11 protein-coding genes are annotated in these 23,283 nt (G+C 62.6%); 8 read left to right on the forward strand and 3 right to left on the reverse strand.

Features of this window, described 5'->3' with window-relative positions; translation table 11 throughout:
- Positions 1-8 precede the first annotated feature (8 nt).
- On the forward strand, positions 9-791 hold the full coding sequence (locus H276_RS0120715; RefSeq protein WP_019973200.1) for a hypothetical protein: 783 nt from the start codon (positions 9-11) through the stop codon (positions 789-791).
- Positions 792-855: 64 nt separating this feature from the next.
- Here the strand turns inward: H276_RS0120715 and H276_RS24295 are convergent, their stop codons facing one another.
- The gene (locus H276_RS24295) at positions 856-1,206 is read right to left on the reverse strand and encodes a hypothetical protein (protein ID WP_081625518.1); all 351 of its coding nucleotides are present in this window, start codon (positions 1,204-1,206) and stop codon (positions 856-858) included.
- A gap of 332 nt (positions 1,207-1,538) precedes the next feature.
- On the opposite strand from H276_RS24295, the gene H276_RS0120720 reads away from it, so the two are divergent.
- Genes H276_RS0120720 through H276_RS0120730 form a run of 3 tightly spaced genes read left to right on the forward strand, consistent with a single transcriptional unit; the run spans position 1,539 to position 5,091 of the window.
- Entirely contained in the window at positions 1,539-2,426 is an 888-nt protein-coding gene (locus tag H276_RS0120720) for a fructose bisphosphate aldolase (protein ID WP_019973201.1), read from the forward strand.
- 23 nt (positions 2,427-2,449) lie between these two features.
- Positions 2,450-3,376, forward strand: coding sequence for an ATP-binding protein (locus tag H276_RS0120725; RefSeq protein ID WP_019973202.1), 927 nt, complete (start codon positions 2,450-2,452; stop codon positions 3,374-3,376).
- Complete coding sequence (locus tag H276_RS0120730; RefSeq protein ID WP_019973203.1) at positions 3,373-5,091, forward strand: VWA domain-containing protein; 1,719 nt, start codon at positions 3,373-3,375, stop codon at positions 5,089-5,091. The genes H276_RS0120725 and H276_RS0120730 overlap by 4 nt, the downstream gene beginning before the upstream one ends.
- A 61-nt stretch (positions 5,092-5,152) precedes the next feature.
- On the opposite strand, the gene ykgO is transcribed toward H276_RS0120730, so the two are convergent.
- Positions 5,153-5,275: a type B 50S ribosomal protein L36 gene (gene ykgO, locus H276_RS0120735; RefSeq protein ID WP_026256513.1), complete on the reverse strand. Its 123-nt coding sequence runs from the start codon at positions 5,273-5,275 to the stop codon at positions 5,153-5,155.
- Positions 5,276-5,362: 87 nt separating this feature from the next.
- On the opposite strand from ykgO, the gene H276_RS0120740 reads away from it, so the two are divergent.
- Complete coding sequence (locus H276_RS0120740; RefSeq protein ID WP_019973205.1) at positions 5,363-6,379, forward strand: GTP-binding protein; 1,017 nt, start codon at positions 5,363-5,365, stop codon at positions 6,377-6,379.
- 30 nt (positions 6,380-6,409) lie between these two features.
- Here the strand turns inward: H276_RS0120740 and H276_RS0120745 are convergent, their stop codons facing one another.
- Complete coding sequence (locus tag H276_RS0120745) at positions 6,410-7,234, reverse strand: class I SAM-dependent methyltransferase (protein ID WP_019973206.1); 825 nt, start codon at positions 7,232-7,234, stop codon at positions 6,410-6,412.
- Between the two features lie 308 nt (positions 7,235-7,542).
- Here H276_RS0120745 and H276_RS23385 point away from each other — a divergent pair, with 308 nt between their 5' ends.
- From H276_RS23385 to H276_RS23390, 3 genes are read left to right on the forward strand one after another with little or no spacing between them, the layout of a single operon-like run.
- On the forward strand, positions 7,543-16,677 hold the full coding sequence (locus H276_RS23385; RefSeq protein ID WP_019973207.1) for a non-ribosomal peptide synthetase: 9,135 nt from the start codon (positions 7,543-7,545) through the stop codon (positions 16,675-16,677).
- Positions 16,674-22,187: a non-ribosomal peptide synthetase gene (locus tag H276_RS0120755; RefSeq protein ID WP_019973208.1), complete on the forward strand. Its 5,514-nt coding sequence runs from the start codon at positions 16,674-16,676 to the stop codon at positions 22,185-22,187. Before H276_RS23385 ends, H276_RS0120755 begins: the two co-directional genes overlap by 4 nt.
- Positions 22,184-23,278 carry a saccharopine dehydrogenase NADP-binding domain-containing protein gene (locus tag H276_RS23390; RefSeq protein WP_036461497.1) on the forward strand — a complete coding sequence of 365 codons (1,095 nt, stop codon included), beginning with the start codon at positions 22,184-22,186 and terminating at the stop codon, positions 23,276-23,278. The genes H276_RS0120755 and H276_RS23390 overlap by 4 nt, the downstream gene beginning before the upstream one ends.
- Positions 23,279-23,283 lie beyond the last annotated feature (5 nt).

Consider the following 23,283-nt stretch of genomic DNA (forward strand, 5'->3'; position numbering starts at 1 on the left):
ATGGCGGTATGGGACTTTCCGTGTTGCCCAAAGCACACCTGTCTGACGTCGAGGTCGCAGATGCACTGCGGCGGGCTGTGAATGTGGCCGGCGTCATTCTCGACATGCTGTCGGAAGCCGATCCGCTCGGGTTGCGGCGCCGCACCCACGATCTCGGTGCGCCCCCGAGGAGCGAAGATGCCGGGGCTGGCGGGGGGTGCGCTGATGTCGTGCTCGATCTCGCCGCCAAGATGCTCGACTGCGTCGACGTGCCGGGCACCCGCTCGTGGGAACGCAAGGACCGTGCAGCCCGGATCCACTGGTGGGTGCGCAGGGTCGGCGCGATCGACACTGTTCTGGTCGCGTTTCCCGGGGCGTTCGGGATTTTCGCCGATCGGCTGCCCATTCAGGATCTGTTCGGATTCGCCAGCCAGACCCTGGTGCTGTGTGCCGTCGCACGGGAGTACGGGATCACCGACCAGTCGACACAGGTGCGGCTGTTGGCGTCGGTGTTGTGCTCACGTGAGATCGACGAGGATTCCGCTGCAACGGGTTCGGATGACTCGTCGACCGAATCACCGGACCTGCCGTTGCTCGGTAAACTCTGGCACCTGGCCGGCATCCTGAATGCTGTCGGCGACGAACTCGGCAAACGGCCGCAGCCCCGCAAGATTTTCCGGTACTTCGGCATGGTGCCGTGGATCGGCGCGGTTGCGGACTATCTGGGCGAATACGGCGCATTGGAGCGTGCGGCAGCCGAGGGTGAAAACTGGATCGCCGCCCAACCGCCCTTCAACGTCCCAACGGGGTGATGAGTCGGTCGGTGAGATGCTGCGGCGCGGTGATGAGCGCCGCGCCGCAGCATAGACGTTGGTATCACGCGCAGCGCAGTGGATGGAACAGATCGAAAAGTGGTCCAGCGCAAGGCCCCACCCAGTCACGGGGCGGCGCCCAACCGGGCGGCGGATACCAACCGGCCGGCGGGGTCCAGTTGGACGGCGGATACCAACCGGCAGGAGGTATCCAGCCGGGCGCGGGGTATCCGTTGTTCCATCCGGCCCCCCACTCGGGGTGATACCAGCCGCGGTGGGGCCAATCCTGGCTCCAACTAACGGTATTCGCGGCAGGGCCGGCGGCGGAGGCGGGCGCCGGGTGCACCAGCGTTGCGGCGAACGTGACGCCCGCGGCCACTACACCCAGTGCCACCATCGGCAGTGTTGACTTCATGGCGCAACTTTCCTTCCTTGCGTGAGCCTGCTACACGTTCCGAAAGTAGGTCGCGTAGGTAAGTGTGCGAATAGTGCGTGCCGCGAGATCGCTGTGAACGGATCAAGGTGCTGCGGCCTGATCGTGGTTATTGCGTGCCATCCAGCCGGCCCGCCAGACCAGGAGTCGGGCCACGCCGACGGGCCATGGCGCCGACAGTGGGCGGGTGCGCTCGAAGGTCTTCCTGGAACCCGATCGTTGCGGTGCCGACTACCGCTACACTTATTGAAAATCATTATCAGTAAGCTGGTGCTGGCAGCGTAATTGCGCTCACAGCCCCCGAGGAGGTTTAAATGCCTGATCCGCAGCAGATGCGTCGTTTCGAGCAGGGAAAAGGGTTCGTTGCTGCTCTCGACCAAAGTGGTGGCAGCAGCCCGAAGGCGTTGCGCGACTATGGTATCGACGAGTCGGGCTACTCGTCGGAGGCGGAGATGTTCGACCTCATCCACCAGGCCCGCGCCCGCATCGTCACCAGCCCCGCTTTCAACGGAGATCGGGTACTCGGTGCGATCCTGTTCGAGGGCACGCTCGACCGCCCGATCGACGGTAAGGATCCCGCCGTCTACTTGTGGGAGGTCAAGGGCATCGTCCCGTTCCTCAAGATCGACAAGGGCTTGGAGGCAGAGCAATCCGGCGTCCAGTTGATGAAGGCGATTCCGGGTCTTGACGATCTGCTGGTCCGGGCACGTAACCAGGGTGTGTTCGGCACCAAGGAGCGATCCGTGATCCACGCTGCCGATCCCGAAGGCATAGCGTCCGTCGTTGCGCAGCAGTTCGAGCTGGGCGAACGCGTGCTCGCCGCCGACCTGATGCCGATCCTGGAACCAGAGGTCGATGTCAACACGCCTGACAAGGCATCGGCTGAAGAATTGTTGAAGTCCGAACTCCTGGCGAAGCTTTCGTCGTTGGGCAGCGCGAAGGTTGGTATCAAAGTAACCATCCCGACCGTCGACGGTTTCTACGACGATCTCATTTCTCACCCCAATGTCGCACGGGTTGTGGCGCTTTCGGGCGGATACAGCCGCGATGACGCCAACGACCGATTGCGTAGAAACCCCGGACTGATCGCCAGCTTCAGCCGGGCGCTACTCGACGGACTTACCGCGCATCAAAGCGACAATGAGTTCAACGAAACACTCAACGCGTCAATCGAGTCCATCTACCAAGCCTCGATTGCATGACGGATGGCGGATAAGCAAGACACATGACCGTCTTTCCGTTCACCGCAGTGCTCGGGCAGGAGGAGCTGAAGCACTGTTTGCTGCTGTGTGCCATCGACCTCGGAGTGTCAGGCGTGTTGGCGATCGGTGACCGCGGCACGGCGAAAACCACCACCGTCCGAGCCTTGGGAGCGTTGCTCGAGCGCGCCGGCGCGCAGTTGCCGGTCGCTGAGTTACCCCTGGGCGCAAGCGAAGACCGAGTTCTCGGATCCCTCGACATCGATCGAGCACTCCACGGTGAGGTGACATTCGCACCGGGCATCCTCGGCGCAGCACACGGGGGCTTCCTCTACATCGACGAAGTGAACTTGCTCGACGATTACCTTGTCGACATCCTCCTCGATGTGGCTGCTTCTGGAGTAAACCGTGTGGAGCGTGATGGCATCAGCCACACACACCCGGCACGTTTCGTGTTGGTGGGCAGCGGCAATCCCGAAGAAGGCGAGCTGCGGCCGCAGTTGGAGGATCGGTTCGGCCTGGCCACTTTTGTGCGCACCATCAGCGACGTGGAGATGCGTCTGGCGATCGTTCGTCGTCGTCTGAGTTTCGAGGACGATCCCGAGAAGTTCGAACGTGAGTGGCTGGATAGCGAGCAGCGACTGGCCGACCGGCTGCTCGCGGCGCGTGACGCGTTGGAGGACGTGCAGATTCCCGAGCGGGTTCTGCGCCAGATCGTCGACGTATGCGTCGAGTCCGGCGCAGTCGGCCACCGCGCTGATCTGGTGCTGACCCGGGCCGCTCGGGCGACGGCAGCGTTGGGCGGCCGCAGGCAGGTGACGCATTCCGACGTTGCGCTGGCAGCGATCCCGGCGTTGCGCCACCGCACCCCGAGGCAACCCGCCGAAAGAGCTACGGCTCCGGCTGCTCGCGTCAAACTCGCTACGGCGCGTGTTCTCGGCGTCGCAGGATGAATCGGGATCAACCCGCGCCGGGCCCGGAGTCCGACGTGATCGCGCGGTGGAATGCTGGGGATCGCTTCGGCGTGTTGTGTACTGGTGATCCACTTTTCGCAGAGACCGTCTACCGCTCGCTCGCCCCCACCGCGGACCGTGCGTTCGGAAACGCCGAAGCAGTCGGTGCCGAGGATCTGGTGGGTTTCGATGGTGACCGCGTCGTCGCGCTGGCATGGGATGCCGCCAGTGTGCACCCCGCCCTGATGCGCCGCTGCACAGCCGTCCTTCACTGCGGTGACGTATCGGGCTATCCCCGAAAGGTGGTGCGGTCACCTGCGGACCTTGTCGCTGCGACCGTGCGATTGCTGGAGGCCGCAGGAATCCGAGACCACGGTATCGAAGTGGCCGCCACGCGTTTGGCGGTCGGCCTGCACAGCGGGGGATGCAGCGATCCACTGTGGGTGGTGCGCACAGTCGTCGCGGATCCTCGGCGCGAGAGCACCGCGCGAACCGATCCGAACAGCGATGCGGAAGAGACAGCGGAGGCACGACCCGGTACGGAATCGGAGGCCGGGGAGGATGTCGGCCAGGAGTCACCGATGCGGGCAGAGCCCGACCTTGAGGCGTCGCCACCTACAGATGACGACCCGGACCGTGATCGCGATGCGCGAGGTGAAGACCAGGCGTACGACGCCAACCAGGATCTCGTACAGCCGACAGAACCAACCGACCCGGGTGCTCAGCGTGCCGACTTGGATGTAGACGATAGCGCCGAACGGGGTGAAGCGGAGGTGTCGGTGTCCCAAATGCCACTCTCAGCAGACGATGCGAGCGGAGAGGCGGAATCGAATCGGGTTCCCGAGCGCGGTTCGAACTCGGACTCAGAAGCGCAGAGCCAGGGTTTGGTTGTCCCGCAAGAAGATTGTGAGGGGCAGGGTTTAGGCGGAGCGCTCGGCTCCGGTGAGCTACGCGTGCAGTGCGCGCTGAGTGCGTCTCCGCCGCGCGGTCGGCGAAACACCAAATCGCATCTGCGGGGCAGCCGCGGTGCGCACAGTCCGTCTCCGGAGCACGGTCCGGTCGTGAGGGTGGTGCCGCCGGAGCGTGCCGGTGGACGTATTGCGGTGATACCGTCCTTGCGTCGTGCCGCGTGGCGTCGGGCGTTCAGTACCGAGATCGACACCGAAGCACCTGGGTTGACTCGCGAGGACTTGCGGGGCGCGATACGCCGCCGCCGCGGGGGCCACCACACGGTCATCGTCGTTGATGGCTCCTCCTCGCTCGGCCACGCCGGCATGCTCCTTGCCGGCGCCGCTGCCGACCAGGCCGTCGCCGCCATTGCTGCGCGCCGCGGTGTTGTGTCGGTGATCGTCGCGGCGGGGCAACGGGCCCGTGTGGTCGTCGAGCGTTCGACAAGCCTCGCCCGAACCAGGCACGCACTTGTGGCCGCGCACACCGGCGGCGGCACACCTTTGGCTCACGCACTTCGTCTTGCGATCGACGCACTCGCAGAGGACGAATTACCAAGGCGGAGAGTTCTTCTCCTGACTGACGGTCGACCCACTGTCGGTCTTTGTGGGATCCACTTGCCGGTGGCAGCCGCAGTGGAGGAACTCTCCCAAGTGCTGTCGGAACTGACGCGTTGCATTCCAGACGTGACATTGCTGCCCGTCGGCCCCGGATCTGCAAGAGACGCCGCACTATTCGTCGCTGCCGGCGTCCGTGTCAGTGGCTAGCGGGTGCGGCAGTCATTCGCGGGAGCGACGGCCGCGGTGGCCTCATCGAGGATCGGCCAAGTCAGCCTTGGCGCCCTTTGAAACGGGGGTTGAGCTTGTTGATGACGTAGACCCTGCCCTTACGCTTTACCACCTGTGACCCGGGCTGGTTCTTCAGCGACTTGATGGACGCTCTGACTTTCACGCTGGCCTCCCTTTTGATAACGATTATCATTACCATCATACGGAACCCGAGCGGGCTACGAAAACAGCGGGAGAAGGACAGGCACTGGTGGACGTCGTGGACATGGTCGCAGTGGTCGGAGCATGCGGACCGGAGCGCCTGCGTCACGCCAAGCGATTGGCCGACATGTCCAATCGGAGTTTCCTTGTCGTCTCCGATCTTGGCGATTCTGATCCGATCAGCGAGGCGATCGACCAGCTCAAGTGGCGCAGATGCACCACGGGCACGGTGGTGGATTTCCCCGCCGATACCGATGTCCTAGAGCTGATTGGTGCGGTGGCAGCAGGCGACAGTCCCATTCGTTTGGCGGCCATCGTCTGTGTCGTAGACGCCGTTCACTTACTCGATGACCTTGATCGGGATGACTACGTAGCGACGTCACCAGCGAACACGCACGACGTGACGGCGGCTGCGCTATTGATCGCCCGGAAGATCGAGTATGCGTCGGCCGTCGTGCTTGTCAACTGGACATCGCTTCCCACTGGGCGACTATCGGCGCTGATGGCGCTCATCAGTCACCTCAGCCCGCAGGCGCACCTGAGCCTGCACAGTGACGATCTCCCGTTTCCTCCGACAAGTTCCCCCTACACTTCAGGCCAAGACCGCCCGGGGTGGGTGCATCTCGTCAACGGCGACTTCGATCCCCGCATGACCGACACGCGAGTGAGCGCGCTGCGCTACGAGCACTTGCGGCCGCTGCACCCGCTCCGAATGGAGCGACTGCTCTACACCATCGAATCAGGCTGTTTCGGGAAGGTGATCCGCTCAGTGGGATTCTGCCGACTTGCGAGCCGGCCCAATGTTGTCGCGCAGTGGGATCACGTCGGCCGCATGGTCGTGCTGGCTCCCCTTGCAGTCGACGGCACCCTCGGCGCTGACGAAGAGATGCTGGCGATCGGGCAGGAATTGGCGTTCATCGGACTGGATTTGGACGGTGACGGCCTATGCGCCGCACTGGACGATGCGATGCTGAGCGACGAGGAGTTCGAGGGAGGCCCAGAATCGTGGCTGCGGTTCCCTGATCCGTTCCCACCCTGGAACATCGCGTCGGAGCGTACCGACTAAGTTCCCGAGAAAACGTCACCGCTTCGTCGTTTATGGCGAGGCTTCGAATCGAAACACGTTGAGTCGGTAGCTATTGACAACCGAAGGCATGAGCCGCGCCATCAACTGCATGCCATAACGGTAACGGGCCGGCCAGGTCCTGAGGATCTCTGGTTGCGGGGTGGCGAATGTGCGGCTGTCGAGTAGGCATAAACCCCAGCGCTCCAACATGTGAGGGTCCTCGCAAACCCATTTCATTCGCGCAGCCACCTTCTTCATGGCGCCGTTTCGGTCCTGATTGGCCAACATCTTGGCATTACCGGTGTCGAACGCAATTTCTGATCGCGGGAACCTAGTCGCCAGATTCCCGATCGCTTCGCGTACCTGCATCTCCGTGAAGTAGAGCAGCACGGCTTCGGCGACGAAGAAGTAAGGGCCACCAGTGGCGCTGACAGTATCGAACCAGTCAGTGTCGAGCACCGAACCAACGACCATGGAACGTCTTTCCGTGTCGGCAAAGTATCGTCGGCGCAGATCGATGGCGTCACCCAAATCGACATCGAACCAGTGAGCCTGACCGTTGTCGACTCGTTCGAAGCGGGTGTTCAATCCGGTGCCGACTTCGATGACGGTGCCAGTGGGGTGATGGTCCAGGAACTGGCGGACCCAGCCATCGAAGATGGCGGTGCGGATCACCGAACCAGGTAGTGACCCACCCCGGAACTTGTCAAAGTCGTAGTCAAGGGCCTCGACCAACTCGCGAGCGCGTGTGTCGTTGAGGAGTGGATGCCGCGTGCGCGCGTCCAGTGCGCGGCCGTAGAGCGGTATCAGCAGGGTCTCCTGCACTTCGCCCAGTTGGGGTTTGGTCTTCTTCATCGGCGCCTTTCATACGCATATGCGCGTAATAATTTCTGGAACACTCGATGTCGCTGCGTGGACACCTGGTCGACTGTCCTGTGCGTCAAATCCCGCAGAACGCATGGTGATTCGCTGAACAGTCACCGAGGTGTCCTGCACAGCGTCATTCGACAATGATAATCATTTTCAATAACATGCATAGTACCCCGCAGGACGCTGCGGGCGGGCGGCACGTCCTGCATGAACCGGACTGTTCGTATCGATCCGCAGTCTCGCTACTGCCTTTGTGAAGCGGAGCGAGCAGAAGATGGAGGCCAACTCCGAAGATGACCAACTCCGGAGCGACCCAGGCAGTGGCTCAGGCCGCTGGCAGTACTGTGCCCGACGTACTGGCTGAGTGGGTGAAGCTGAGGCCACACGTTGTCGCGCTGCGAAATGTCAGCGAACAGGGTGTCGAAGAGATGACGTATCAGCAACTCTGGGATCGAGCGAATCGCATCCGAGACAAAGCTTTTGCCGATCTTGTGCGAGGTTCACGTGTGCCCATGCTCATGCCGGGCGGTATCGATTACGTGGCGGGGTTCTTTGCCGCGCTGATCGCGGGGCTGGTTCCAGTCCCGGTGTATCTGCCCTCAATGCGCGCGCCTGAGCGATTCCTCGCCCGAGCGCAGAGCATACTGCGTGATTGTGAACCGGGGGCGGTGTACACGTGCTCGGACATCGTCGACGTAATCGAACGTGACCACGTCTTGGGACGGCTGTCAGTTCGCACACCGGATTCGGTCATCGGTGGCAGTGTGCCGAATCGGCAACAGGCGATAAGTGCCAATGATGCTGCATTTCTCCAGTATTCGTCGGGGTCGACTGGAAACCCGAAGGGAATAATCAATACTCACGCATCCATTCTGCGTCAGGCTGCGATCGGCTTGAGGGCGTGGAACCGGCCCGATGACGTGCACACTGTCAGTTGGCTGCCGCTCTACCACGACATGGGCATCATCTGGGGAGCATTGATGCCTCTGCTCAACGGCGGCACCGCCACCCTCATCCCTCCGCACGAGTTCGTCCGCAATCCGCGGATCTGGCTCGAAACCGTCAGCAGTACTCGCGGGAACTGGATCAGTGGACCAGATTTCGCGTATCGGCGCTGTATCGATGCGTTCGATGACAGGTCGATCGAGACGTTGAACCTGGATTCTCTGCGTCTTGCCACCAACGGCGCTGAGCCCATCCGTAGCTCAACGCTCCGGGCGTTCGGCTCCAAGTTCCGGTCTGCCGGTCTACGTGACGACGCGATCGCGCCGCAATACGGCCTCGCCGAGGCCGGCCTGGGGGTATCGGGCTCAGACGGTCCGCGGCCGTGGGTGGAGACGCACTTCGACGCAAACAAACTCGAACGGGGCCGCGCCCTTGAGGTGACCACTTCTGAAGCAGCTGAACGGCGTTCGCGAACCCTGGTGAGCTGTGGTGACTCGACGTACGGTTGGGATGTCCGAATCGTCGATCCGGTCGCGCATACGTTTCTCGGTGAGGGCAAGGTCGGCGAGATCTGGTTGAGCGGCCCTGGTTTGCCGGAAGGCTACTGGCGCCGACCGGAGGAGACCGACGAAATCTTCCATGCGACAACCCGAGAAGGGACCGGGCCATATCTCCGCACAGGTGATGCTGGATTCACCCACCAGGGCGAACTTTACATCTGCGGACGGTACCGCGACCTCATTCTGGTCGGTGGCACGAACCACTTCCCCAACGACATCGAGTCCACTGCGGAGACCGCGGCGTGCGGTGTCGCGCCCGGCGGTGCCTGCGCGATACAGCCAGAGCACGGTCAGGCCGAGGACGCCTGGTGGCTGGTCGTAGAGACTGAATCCTCACCGGAAGACCTGGGGGACTTCAGTCGGGTTCTGCGCCGCAGAGTGCTGGCGAACCACCAAACAGCGCCGGACCGGATCGTCTGGGTCGCGCCTCGGTCGCTACCGACGACCACGTCAGGAAAGATCAGGCGGCGTGAGACGCTCAATCGGCTCGTCGCCGGAGAGTTCGACATTCTCTACGAGTTCCGAAGCTCGTCGCAGTCACCCGCCATCGGCGTAGCACCCCAGGATTCTTCCGGGTCAGTGCTGGCCAAGACCGTCGCCGACCTTCTGGCGGTGCATGTCGAAGATTTGTCGCCGGACACAGACTTGGTCGCACTTGGGCTCACGTCGGTAATGACAGCCCAGATTGTCAATTGGGCGTACTCCCAATCGCGATATCTGGATTTCGCTGACTTGTATGCGGATCCAACGCTGCGCGGCTGGCAGCGACTGTTCGACTCTGCGCTGATGGACGAGACCGGCGACTCCGGCTGGGCCTCCCCGGATGTCGGGACGGCAACGGCATTGCAGCGGGCTTACTGGGTGGGGCGTGGGGCGGAACAACCTCTGGGAGGTGTCGGCTGCCAGACGTACTTTGAGCTCGCCGGAGTGCGCCTCGACGCCTCGCGCTTGGAAAGAGCGCTTGACGTGATGGCTTCTCGCCACCCCATGCTGCGTGCTCGCTTTCCCGAGGCAGGTCGGTTTGTCGTGGATGCGAATATCCACCAGGAACCCTTACGCGTGCACGACCTTGTCGAGGCGGACGAGACAACTTGTGACACACACCTCGAGGAGGTTCGATACCGGCTCCGCACACACCGATTCGACATCGAAACCGGTGACACCTGGACTGTGGAGCTGAGTCGGTTCCCGAGCCACAGCGTGTTGCACTTCGCAGTCGATCTCATTGCGACTGACCTCACCGGTATCGGCATCTTGCTCCGCGACCTGGCCGCGATCTACCGCGGTGACCGAGAGGTTTCGTCGCAGAGATCGCTACGCACCCGTGTTGTGCGCACATCCTCTTTGGCAGATGTGCAGGTGGAGTCGCTCGTCGAAGGTCCGCAGCTACCGCAAGTCGAAGAACCCGAGATCTCGTTCCGCCGACACCAACACACCCTGACCGCGGCGACGCTGCGGGAGATCGACGACGCATGCCATGCGCACGGAGTGACGCGCGCAGCCGCGTTCCTGGCGATCTACACGCTCATTCTTCGGCGGTGGTCCAGCAGCGAAGACTTCGTCGTCAACGTGACGACGTTCGGTAGAGCTCCTGAAAATGCCGATCTGATAGGTGATTTCACGAAGACCCACCTTCTTCGCGCACCGTCTTCACGGGGCCAGACTCTTGTCGATTACGTTCGCAGTGTTCAGCGTTCGCTTCGAGATGCTCTCCAGGGCCCAGAATCGACCGACCTACTCGGCGCTGCGCTCCGCGCGGGGACCGGACACTCGGGAATTGTGCCGGTGGTATTCACCTACGCGGCAGACGATCCGATTCTGACTGCCTGTGAAACAGACACCTTGGGTAGGGTTAGTCACGTTCGTTCGACGACACCTCAGGTGCTCATCGACAACCAGGCGTGCATGATCGACGACGATGTGGTGTTGTCGTGGGACTACCGCGCCGGGTGCTTTCCCGATGGCGTCGTCGACGACATGTTCGAAGCCTATGTCGCGCAACTGAACTGTCTCCGACGTCGCGACTGGGGGACGCCGATCTCCATCGACCTCTCCGCCCACTCCCACCAGATTAGAAACCAGCGCAACGCCACCACAATGCCGGCCGAATCGGGCTTGCTCTACGACGGCTTCCTACAAATCGCAAAGTCGAGCCCCAACCGAGTTGCCGTGCGTTGGCATCCGGATGAGTACTCGTCCGCAGACGATAAGGATCCCATCGCAGGTCCTCGCGCTGACCTCACTTACGGCACACTCGCAGATCTTGGTGGCCGGGTGGCGGCTGCGGTGGCCGAGCGCCACCAACCTGGTTCGGTCGTCGGCATTCAGCTTGCCAAGGGGCCTGCGCAGATAGTGGCCGTACTGGGCGTCATGATGGCCGGCTGCGCATACTTACCCCTCGCAATTGACCAACCACCGGAGCGGTTACGCGCGATCTGTGCGAAGGCAGGAGTATCCGGACTGCTGCGAGTCGACGACAACGCCGCCGTTGCCGGTGTCGTAGTCCACGAACTGTCGGCCATGACCAGTTACGAGGTTGCGTTACCGCGTGGCGTCGACCCGGATGATCCTGCGTACGTGATCTACACGTCTGGATCGACCGGAGAGCCCAAAGGCGTGGTGATCTCGCATGGCGCTGCGCTGAATACGATCACAGATATCAACCGGCGCAACATGATCAGCGCCGATGACTCGATCCTTGCGGTCTCTGCGCTCGACTTCGACCTCAGTGTGTACGACATCTTCGGCCCACTGAACTGTGGTGCAACCATCGTCACCATCTCAGAGGACAGTCGGCGCGACGCATTCCACTGGGCGTCTCTGATCACCGAATTCGGCATAACCACCTGGAATTCGGTTCCTGGCCTGATGGACATGCTGTTGGTTGCAACGTCGCATGAACCGCCGGCGCTGTCCAGCTTGCGATCGGTCTTTCTTTCGGGTGACTGGATACCGTTGGACATGCCCGGCCGTCTCCAGCGGGCCGCCCCACGAGCCCGCCTGGTAGCGATGGGCGGGGCAACCGAAGCCGCGATCTGGTCCAACGAGTTCATCGTCGAAGATCTAGACCCGACCTGGACCTCGGTGCCGTACGGGTATCCCCTGGCGAACCAGATGTTCCGCGTCGTAGATGCCGAAGGGCACGACTGTCCCGACTACGTCGCAGGTGAGCTGTGGATCGGTGGAGCAGGTGTCGCGTTGGGATATCACAACGCGCCGGACCTCACCGCGGAGCGATTCCGCCGGGACGCTGCAGGCGTCCGATGGTATCGGACCGGTGATCTCGGATGCTACTGGCGCGACGGCACATTGCAGTTTCTCGGTCGGGCCGACTCCCAGGTCAAGATTCGCGGCCATCGGGTGGAGTGCGGCGAGATCGAGCACACGCTACGCAGACACCCGCTGGTCGAGTCCGCCGTGGTCACACCGATCCTCGACCGCACCGCCTTGGGCGCTGCGGTGGTTCCGTCCGCCGGAGCCGTGCCGGACGGAGCCGTGCCGTCCGGGGCCGACTTCCACGACGAGCTACGTTCCTACCTCATCGAGCGGTTGCCCCAGTACATGGTGCCCAAGGCATACATCTCGTGCGATCGGTTGCCGGTCAACGTCAATGGAAAGGTCGACCGGGTCCGAGCGGCAGCCGATGTGGAGGCGGCCGTGCGAGTGTCATTGGCGCACGGTGCCGAACTGGGCCTGACCGAGATCGAGCAGGTGGTGGCCGAAGTGTGGTCCGATGTACTCGGTGTGTCGATCACAACCCGTGACGACAATTTCTTCGCCCATGGTGGCGACAGCTTGCGCGCTACGGAGGTGGTATCCCGGTTGCGGCGAAAGGGATTGGTAGGCGCTGAGGTCGGCCATCTCCTCAGCCATCAGACGCTGGCCCAGTTCAGTGTGACGTGCGCGATCGGCAGCACTTGCGAAGATGTCGTCGTTGACTTCGAACCAGGGGAGCCCACCGACGAATTTCCCCTGACCAGGCTGCAACAAGCTTATGCACTCGGGGCGTCCGGTCTCAACGGGACCACGCGCGCGCCCACCTACTTCTCGATTGTCTTATCGGTCGCAGCGGACTCGCCGGCTATCGAATTGGACCGGTTCACACGTGTCCTCGACGGGTGCGTCGAGGAGTTCGCCATGTTGCGGTGCGCTCTGGCATCGGACACCACGCAGATCGTGCACCCTGGCCCCAGGCCGATAACCGTTCACCTGCTGGACTCCGAGCACGACGACCCCGACGCACTGCTACGGCACCTGTCCCGTGCCCGATTCGACCCGTATTCGGTTCCGGTGATTCAATGCTTCGCCCCATCGCGGTCGCCGCGAAACATTGGTCTTCTCATCAGCTATCTGGGTCTGGACGCACGCAGTCTGTCCACTGTGGTTACGACGATTATCGCCGACTACGAGCAACGGGATCGGCCCCGGCCGATTGATCCGTCGGCCAGCGTCTTTACTCGGTTTGTCGACGACAGCCGGCGCAGCGTCGCAGCTGCAGAAAGTGATGCCGACGGTCCGCCGATGCTTCCGCTGCGCGAAGATCGGCCGGACTCATCGACACGAGCATTTTTTGTGCGGCGCAGCTTCACCCTCGACGAGCATGACGCGGCTGCGCTACGCAATCGCGCGGTGCAGCTTAACGTCACGCCGACGGCGCTGATCTTCGAGACCTTCATCCGGGCACTGCATTCGATCGGAGCGGGAGAACGCTTCGCGGTGACCGTCCCACGGTCGCACAGGCCGGACTATGCTCCGGTCGATCGCGAAGTCCTGGGAAACTTCACCCGGCTGGCGTTGTGTGGGGTCGATTATGTTGCGGTGCAACCGGGGTCCACTGAAGCACTGGCTGTGGCGCAAGAACAACTGTGGCATGCGATAGGCCAGGACGATGACGCCACGGGCGATCTCGCCGTGTCCAGGTCCATGGGCGGGTATCCAGTGGTGTTCACCAGCACCATCGGGCTCAGCCGACAGAATCCAAATGGTTTGAGGTGTACCCGGGCACTGACGCAGACGCCGGGTGTCTGGCTGGATTGTCAGGTGGAGGATGACGCCGCAGGTATCCGGCTGAGCTGGGACGTCGCTGTCGACGTGCTCGCCGAAGCGCCACTCGCGACGGCGTTCTCGACTTTCGAAGTCGAGGTGCGAAGGTACACCGGTCGCGTCGACCGCTCGCCGACGCCGCCGTCGCGGATCGAACCCCCCGCCGAATCGGACTGGGCGAGTGCGGTGATCGCACGAGCGGTGCACAACTGTGCATCCGAACGTGTTCTGCCGAGGTACGCATCACTGGTGAAGTGTTGGCAAGCTCTGCCCTGCAGCGCATCCGAACCGAACGATCCGGAAGTCGAGCGTGCCGCCATCCGGTTGGTCGACATCGTTACTGGAGCCGTGTCGTCACAGACCCTCATCGGTGACCCCCGGCTGGCCCCGGAGGCGATGCTGTTGGCTGATGGCCGCACACGCGCAGCCCTCGACGGCCTGACCGAGCGGGTGTTCACGCATGCCCGAACAGTCGGCCGGAGACTTCGCGTCATGGAAGTCGGCTCCCGTACCGGATTGATCACCCAATACCTGACGGAGGCGGTCGGGCCGGTGGTCGAAGAATATCTGTGTCTTGAACCGAGTCCGGTGTTGGCCGAGATGGCGCGTGAGCGCAGCGTCTCGGTTCCGACACGACACCTCGAAAGAGTATCCGATGACGAGATCGATGTGGTGATTTGTTGTGGCTCACTGCATCAGCTGTCTGGAGTGGGAACGATGCTCGACGACATCTCGATGTCCGGCGGCGGCTGGTTGTGGGTTCTGGAGAACACCGACATCGCACCCGCCACCTTGGTGAGCGCAGCTGTGCTCGACCCGGGTCTGGTGTCGCCGGAGTCAGAGGTGCTACGTCCGGCTGATCAATGGTGGCGTCTTCTGGCAGACCATGGGTGGAAACCCGCACAGATGGTGCAGGACGGCACAGGTGTGACGGTCTTGGCCCACCGTCCGCGTGGCGTCCGACACCGTGGCGGAAACCCGCGCCGCACTACGGACTTACGTCCGCCCTGGCCGGAGCAGCCGGTGGCTGCCGACGCCAAGACGATCGCGACGATCGCCGAGGTATGGCAGCGTCATCTGCCCATCGATGAGCCGGGAGCCGACGCAGACTTCTTCCTACTCGGTGGCGACAGCCTGGTGGCAACGCGCGTGTATGCCGATCTGAGGGCCGCCGGATTCAACCGGCTCGCATTCGTTGACCTGTTCAACTACTCGACGCTCGGCGCGTTAGCCGCTCACGCAGGCCCGCCGACGGCGGCCCTGCCGCCAGCGGCCGGCCGGCCGGCGCAGACTGCAGATCACGACCCGGCGAGGTTTCCGCTCACCGTTGTCCAAAACGCCTATCGGGCCGGGCGCGGCGCCGAACTGGTGCTCGGCGGAGTCGCCGCACACTGCTATTTCGAGTTCGAGTTGGCAGCCTTCGATTCCGAGAGATTCGCTTCTGCCGCCTACGAACTTGTCAATCGGCACCCAGGATTGCGCACCACGGTGTCGCGAGGGTCCGCTGAATCCTCGACCGAGTGCGCGGTCGTGCATCCCATGCCGATCGAACCGGTGGTGCGCCGATATCAGGATGTGCGTGCCGCGATGCGCAACCAGGTGCTCGACCTGAATATCCGTTCGGGCATCGATTTCGGGGTGCAGGAACTAACCGGCGGCCGTGCGCTTGTCGGGATAAGCATGGATAACACCATGCTTGATGGTGCGAGCATGATGATCGCCTTGGCCGAGCTCGATCACCTGTATCGGGGCGGCCGAGTTGATGAGCTACCGGATTTGACCGCATCTTTCGCAGACTATGTTCGGTGCCGGCCTGAGCTGTCTCCCGGCGCCGACGAGGTTGAGCTGCCGCAGTTGGCAGCCAGCCGGGACTATTGGCGTGCTCGTCTCGCGTCACTGCCGCAGGCGCCACGGGTTACCCAGTTCTCCACACTGCTCGACATCGAGCAGCCGAGGTTCGAGCGGGCCACGGAAACAATCGAGCGGGCAACGTGGTCGGAGATCACCCGCTTGTGCCGTGGCGAAGGCGTTACCGTTGCGTCCTTTCTGCTGACCGCCTACGCCGTGACCCTCGCCCAGTGGTCGGGTACCGATCATTTCTGTATCAACGTCACGCTGTTCGATCGTGATCCCGAGATTCCTGGAATCGAGCACGTCATAGGAGATTTCACCTCGTTGGTGTTGCTTGAGTGTCGCGTCGACGAGTCCATCTCGATCTGGAAACAAGCGCGCCGGATCCAACAGCAACTGATGACCGACCTGCCTCATCGCGGGGCTGACGCCGTATGGCTGCAACGGGAATTGCTTCGCCACCACGGCAGACCCGATGCGGCGTTGTTCCCGGTCGTGTTCACCAGCGGTCTCGGCCTCATCGATACAGCGACCCGGACCGCACCTCAGTTCGGTCAGCCGGCGTACGCCGCCTCACAGACTCCGCAGACGATCTTGGACTTCCAAGTGTGGGAGAGTGCCGGGGCCCTGCGGTTGTCCTGGGATTATGTCGCACAGGCGGTACCCTCTGCGCAGGCGCGGGCAGGCCTGGCCCGACTGGTGAACGTCATATCTGGAGTTGTCGAGCACAACGACGCAGCCACCACCGACCCCCCGGTTGGCGAAGAGACCATGGTGCAACATGTTTCACGAATATGCGCCGAGGCACTCGGCCGTTCTCACGTCGGTCCCGATGACAATTTCTTCCAGCTGGGGGGCGATTCGGCAGCTGCCACGAGAGTGGTCGAGCAGATAAGCCGCCAGCTATCGGCATCGGCCACGCTTCGAATGCTGTTCGCCAATCCGGTGATCGGTGAGTTTGCGGCAAAGCTGGACAGGGTCCAGCACATCGAAGTCGGCGATGGACCAGTTGAGGAGGGCGTGCTATGACCACACCTGCGGGAACCAATGCGGCCGAGCTGGTCGAGCACCTGCGCAGTCTTGGCGTGCAGCTGTGGACAGACGGAGCGAATGTGCGTTTTCGAGCACCACAGAACGTTCTCAGCCCGGATCTGAAAGCACAGCTGGCAGCGGCGAAATCGGAAGTCATCGTTCAGCTCAACGCCGAGACGACCGTGCTGCGTGCACGACAGGACAGGTTCGAGCCGTTCCCACTCACCGACGTGCAAGCCGCCTATCTGGTCGGCCGCACGTCGGCGTTCCGCTGGGGCGGGGTGGGCTGCCACGGGTACGGCGAATTCGCCGTTGACTACGTCGTGACCAGGCCTGCCCCCGAGCTTTATGGTGAGGCCTGGCGCAAGGTCGTCGATCGCCATGACATGCTGCGCTGTGAGGTACACCCCGATGGCTACCAGACGATTCGCAGTGACGCGCCCGACGGGCTGACAGTCCGCGAATGTCACAGCGCTGACGAAGTGGAGCGCGAGCGTTCGAGAATCGCCCACCAGCTGCGAAACCGCGTCTACCCGTTGGGCAAAGCCCCGATGTATGACATCGTCGTCACTGTCGGCCCCGACGACGCGGTAGTGCATCTGTCGATCGACCTGCTGATCGCCGACTTTGTCAGCATTTCGATATTGATGGCTGACTTCGAAAAGTGCCTGGTCGACCCTGAATGTGAACTCCCACCAGTTGATTTCACGTTCCGCGACTATCTGCTCAACATGGTCCGCGAACGGAGTTCTGCGATTGGAACCGATCGTAGGCAGCGGGACCTCGCTTACTGGCAGGACCGCCTCGACCACATGCCGCCACCGGTCACCCTGCCGACGTTACCGGCCGAAGAGGTCCAGCAGGCTTCGCAGAAGGGCACGACGTTCTCGCGGCGTTCGATGAGGTTGTCTGAGGCCAAGTTCGGCGCGCTGAGTAGATATGCGGCGCAGCATGGGGCAACGGTCAACGTCGCCATCATGTCGGTGTTCAGCAGGGTCATCGGTCGATACGGTGACCGTGACCATTTCCTGCTGACTTTGACAACGATGGACCGGCAGCCCATTGTCCCGTCAGTCGCACAGCTGGTGGGTGACTTCACCGGCACCTCCGTACTTGAGGTGGACGTCAGTGGGGAACGAACGTTCAGGGAACTACTGCACGGCGTCGGCGAACGGCTCTTCGACGATCTGGACCATTCGACCGCCGGCGGTGTGAACGTGGCCCGGCTGCTCGGGCAACGCGACGAACACCGCGGTGAACAGTCACCGGTCGTATTCACTTCGACACTCGGTGCCCCCGATGGCTTTCGTGACGTCGGGGCGCGTCTGCTGCATCCGATCGAGGGCCGTGGTCTGAGTCAGACCCCGCAGGTGTTGCTCGACTGTCAGGTCAGCGAGTTCGACGGTGTACTGGAAGTCAACTGGGACACCCGGGACTACACCGTGCCCGCCGAGGTTCTGGACAGTGCGTTCGCCGACTTTCGTGGCGCTCTCGAAAGCCTCAGCGTGGATTCGCGTGCTTGGGAGCAGCCGCTGTTACCGGTTCGAGCACCCGACGTGACCGTGACCGGTGGGCGCCGCGCACAGCATGAGCCGAAACTGGTTCATACGGGGTTCCTGCACAACGCGGTCACCCAGCCCGCCGCGCCCGCGATCAAGCAGGGCGACCGGGTTGTCTCCTATGCCCAACTGCTGGCAGCGGCGAGCGCGGTTGCCGACGAACTGACGGACTGTGGCGTACGGCCGCACGATTACGTCGGTGTACGGCTGCCGGAAGGGGCCGCTCAGGTCGCGACAATCTTGGGCACGCTGCTGAGCGGCGCCGCCTACGTGCCGATCGACGTGAACTGGCCGGCTCGCCGGGTCGAACAGATCACTTCCCAGTGTTCGCTTGCCGCGCTGTGTGATCCAGAGGGCAAGGTGGATCGACTGTTGGCCGATCCGAGTTCGTGGTCGGCCGCCTCGGTAACCACGCCGACACCGTCCAACGATGCGGTCAGCGCCGACGACACCGCATACGTGATCTTCACTTCGGGCTCAACAGGGGTTCCCAAAGGGGTCATGATGAGCCATGGCGCCGTGGTCAACACCTTGACCGACATCAACGACCGGCTCGGGATCGGTGCGCACGACGCGGTACTCGGAGTATCGCAGCACACGTTTGACCTCTCCGTATACAACATGTTCGGGATTCTCGCGGCTGGCGGCACCCTTGTACTGGCCGACAACGCGGACCGCGCCAATCCACAGTCCTGGTCTGATGTGATCACCGAACACGGTGTTACGGTGTGGAATTCGGTCCCGGCGCAGATGCAGCTTCTGCTCGACCACCTGTCGGGTTCCCGGACATTGCCGTCGCTGCGGAGGGTACTGCTGTCGGGCGATTGGATCCCGGTCTCGCAGCCTGCAGAGATCGCCGTGTGCGCGCCGAATGCCTCCATACTCAGCCTTGGCGGCGCGACCGAAGCGGCGATCTGGTCGGTATGTCACCCAGTCGCAGGGCACGAGTATCACCGCAGCGTGCCGTATGGCAGCGCAATGCGGAACCAGAGTGTGCGGGTGCTGACTCATCGCGGCGAACTCGCAGCGCCCTGGCAGATAGGTGAGATTCACATCGGCGGACTGGGTCTCGCTCAGGGCTATCTGGGTGATCCGAAGCGTACCGAGGCAGCCTTCGTGACCCATCCGGTAAGCCGGGAGCGGCTCTACCGCACCGGAGACTACGGCCGCTTTGCAGAGGACGGGGTCATCGAATTCCTGGGGCGGCGAGACGACCAGGTCAAGATCCACGGGCACAGAATCGAGCTGGCCGAGGTGGATACCGCGCTGTGCCGACTCGACGGCGTTCACGCAGCGGTGAGCACTGTCGTAGGAACAGGACAGCGCGACAGGACGTTGGTCGCGGCTGTTGTCGCCGACGCCGCAGACGATGAGGAGAAAGCCCGCCGAATTGAGATCACGGAAGCGGTGCGCTGCGGCGCAGTCCAGGCGCACCGCAACAACACCGAGGATCTTGACGTCCAGAAGCTAGATCGATTTGCACGCGCCGCTCGCGGTGCTGCGATCGACAGCATGTGCGCGGCGCTGAGCACCGTCGTGGATGTGGGCGAACGCGTTCCTTTCGGTGAACTCGCCGAGCGTCTGTCACTGCCGCAGCGACTCGAGAGGTTGCTGCGCCGATGGCTCGATGCACTCGAGGAAGCCGGCGTGGTTGTGTCCCATCCCGGCTTGGTCATCGAGTTACTGCAGCGACGTGACTTGTCCGCTTGTGTGGCGCAATGGGAGCACGTGCGGATTCTGGGGTCAGCGATCGACTATGGCGACGACCTTCTCGACTATGTCGGACAATGTATTTCGGATCTTCCGGGCCTGCTCGCCGGTACCACCGATCCTCTTGCGCTGTTGTTTCCCGAGGGTACTTTGGACACTGCGACCGCGGCTTATCGCGATAACCTGATCAGCAGGTACACCAACGGGGTGGTGGCCACCGCCATCACCGAACGCGCCAAGTGGTGCACACCGGCACGTCCCCTCCGAGTCTTGGAGGTCGGGGCGGGTGTCGGCGGTACCACCGTCGGCATAGTCGCGTCATTGAAGGGCCATCACGTCAGGTACACGTTCACTGACATCTCCACCTTCTTTCTCAAGCAAGCCGCGGAGACATTTGGTGACCTTGACTTCATCGAGTACCGACTGTTTGACATCAACAGACCGCATGCGGAACAAGGTTTTTCACCGGTCTCCTTCGACGTCGTGGTGTGTGCAAATGTGCTGCACAATGCCGTCAACATCGATGATGCCCTCGCTGGATTAGAGCGATTGTTGGCACCGGGCGGATCGCTGGTGTTCATTGATGCCACGGCTACCAACCACCCTTTGATGGTTTCGATGGAGTTCAAAGAGGGCCTACACGGATTCACTGATGCACGTTCGGGTTCCAACGCAGCGTTTCTCACTTATGCGCAGTGGAAGAGTGCGCTACAAGCGTCGCCTTTGGACGAGGTGTGGAGCTTCCCGCCGACTGAGCACGCCTTGGGTGAACTCGGACAGCACGTGTTCTGCTGCGGCACAAGATCAGAGGCGCGGGCAGTGTGGCCAGCCGAACTCACCGAGCGAGCGCGCGCGGTGCTGCCCAGCTATATGGTGCCTCAGCAGATCGTCTGTCTGCCTGCCGTTCCCCTGACAGGCAACGGAAAAGTCGACCGAGCGAGGGTCGGTTCGGAGTTGGAATCCATCCGAAAAGCGTTCCGATCCAGTGGAAGTGGTGCTGTCAGGGCAACGACCGCTCTTGACCCAATGCAGGTGCGTATCGGTGAGATCTGGGTCGGCGTGCTGGATCTTCCATCGGTTGCGGTGCTATCGCCCGATTCCGATTTCTTTGCACTGGGCGGTGATTCCCTGCTGCTGGCGCAGACCATCGGTCGAATCCGACGAGAGATCGATGCGGCCGCGGAGCTGGCTTGGGATGACCTCTTGCGTGCGATGGTTTCGGATCCGACCTTGGAGTCCGCCGCGGTGGCCGTGAACCGCGGTGGTGGCCGGGCAGTGGCTGCCGATGATCCGGACGCTGGGCAAGACCCATCGCTCGTGTACATCGGTGCTGGACAGGGCTATACGAGGGACGCTGAGATCGTGGTCTGTGTCCACGACGGAAGCGGCGGACTGGATCCCTATAAGCACTTGGTCGAACAGCTGAATTTCGTAGGCGGACAGGTGCCCGACATCTACGGATTGCGTAGGACGGCCGGTGACGGATACTCCCAGATCCCTCCCGCCGAGCTGTTCGCAACTCTGGCGTCCCGATACAGTGCTGCGATCACTGCGCTGACGCCGGTCAAGGTCCACTTGGTGGGCTACTGCATGGGTGGTCTGCTGGCAGCCGAGATCGCCAAGTGCCTTCAAGAGGCCGGAACTGAAGTCGGGACCGTCACCGTGGTCAGCTCCTATCGGGTGCCATTCGCTATCGAAGACCATGACATCCTCGACTACTGTTTCGCGCAGATCATGGGAGTATCGCCGGACGACCTCGGCATGAACGTAGACGACAACGACATTCGCGAAGCATTCGCCGAGGTGCGATCCCGTCACACCGCGGTGATACCCGAAGGCGCGCTGCGGGAGGCTGCTCGCCCCGAGCTCGCTGCCGCCTTGGAGCGCAGTGCAGAGGCAGGCGAGCAACGAATGAAACATCTTGCACAGTCGGGTGCGCTGGGCGAGATGTGGACCCCGGAGTCGCTCGCCGAACTGCGCGCGGTCTTCATACACAGCCTGCGCGCTGTGGTCCTGGGAGCAGACGAGCCATTCCTTGGCGACATCCGCTTTCTCCGGCAACGAGGCGACATACATTTCCTACCGACCTTGAAAGAGGATATGACCGCGTTCTGGCGCGAATACTGTCTGGGCGAGCTCACGATCGCGGATATCGACGGCAACCATTTCGACTGTCTCAGCGGTGAGAACGCAGGATCGGTCGCCAAGTTGCTGGCCGACTCATGGGCCGCCGTATGACCAGAGTGTTGCTTCTCGGCAGCACAGGTGCGGTCGGCCGGTCCTGCCTTGATGCGTTGGCTGCTCGTGCCGATCTCGTGGTGACGCTGGGGGGCCGAGACGAGGATCGGCTGCGGGCGGTGGCGACCGCTTCGGACTCGGACGTGACCGCGCTCGATATCAGCGACGAGCAGGCGGTCGCTGCTGCGTTGAAGCAATGCGATGTCCTGGTCAACTGCGCCGGCCCGTCATCTCAGCACAGCGCTCGTCTGGCAACCGCTGCGAGTGCTGCCCAGGTGGCTTATGTGGACCCCGGCGGCGATCGGGCGCTGTTCGACGTTCTCGGTGAGATCGGAACGGACGTGCCCATCCTGCTCCAAACAGGTGTGCAGCCGGGTTTGACCGGAATGCTGCTGCGAACGCTGGCGTCCGTCCAACCGACGGCGGTCACGGTATGGTGCGGTGGACTGCAAGACTTGACACCGGCATCGGTGCTCGAGTATCTCGCGAGCCTGCGGGATCCGCATAGCCATCCGGGTGCTGAGTTGCGCGATGGGGAGATTCGCACTGTCCGCGGTCGGGAGCCTGAGCCGCCCCCCGCACAGTTCTTCCCGGGATCGGTGTCCGTGCACCCGCATTTGGACCACGAAACCATCGAGGTTGCCGCTGAATTCGATATCGAACAGGTCAGCTGGTACAACGTTTTCGATGGTCCACGGACAAGGCGTGCAATGCAGATTCTGGCTGCCGATCACCGTACCGGTCACGACGTGCCGGAGGTATCCGATGTGCTGGCTGCGGCCAAGCTTGACCTGTTCGGCCGGAATCCCTACTTCGCGATAGCCGGTGTCGCGGAGCAGGATTCATGCCGCACCAGCCTCGCGGTGAGCTGTCGGGATAGCTTCGGAGTGACCGGAGCGCTGACGGCGTTCGGTGTGCAGTGCGTACTGAGCTCATCCCCGGGTGTGTACCCGTTCTGGAAACTGGACGTTCCCCGCGAGGTGTGGTCATTTCTGGACACCGAGGTGCCGGATGTCCGGGTAACCTCCGTCGACGGTACGGCGATCGTGCCGATTCACAGATTGTCCGCACTCGAAGAGGGGGTGTTGTGACGACC

The organism is Mycobacterium sp. 141, from assembly GCF_000382405.1.
GTDB lineage: Bacteria > Actinomycetota > Actinomycetes > Mycobacteriales > Mycobacteriaceae > Mycobacterium.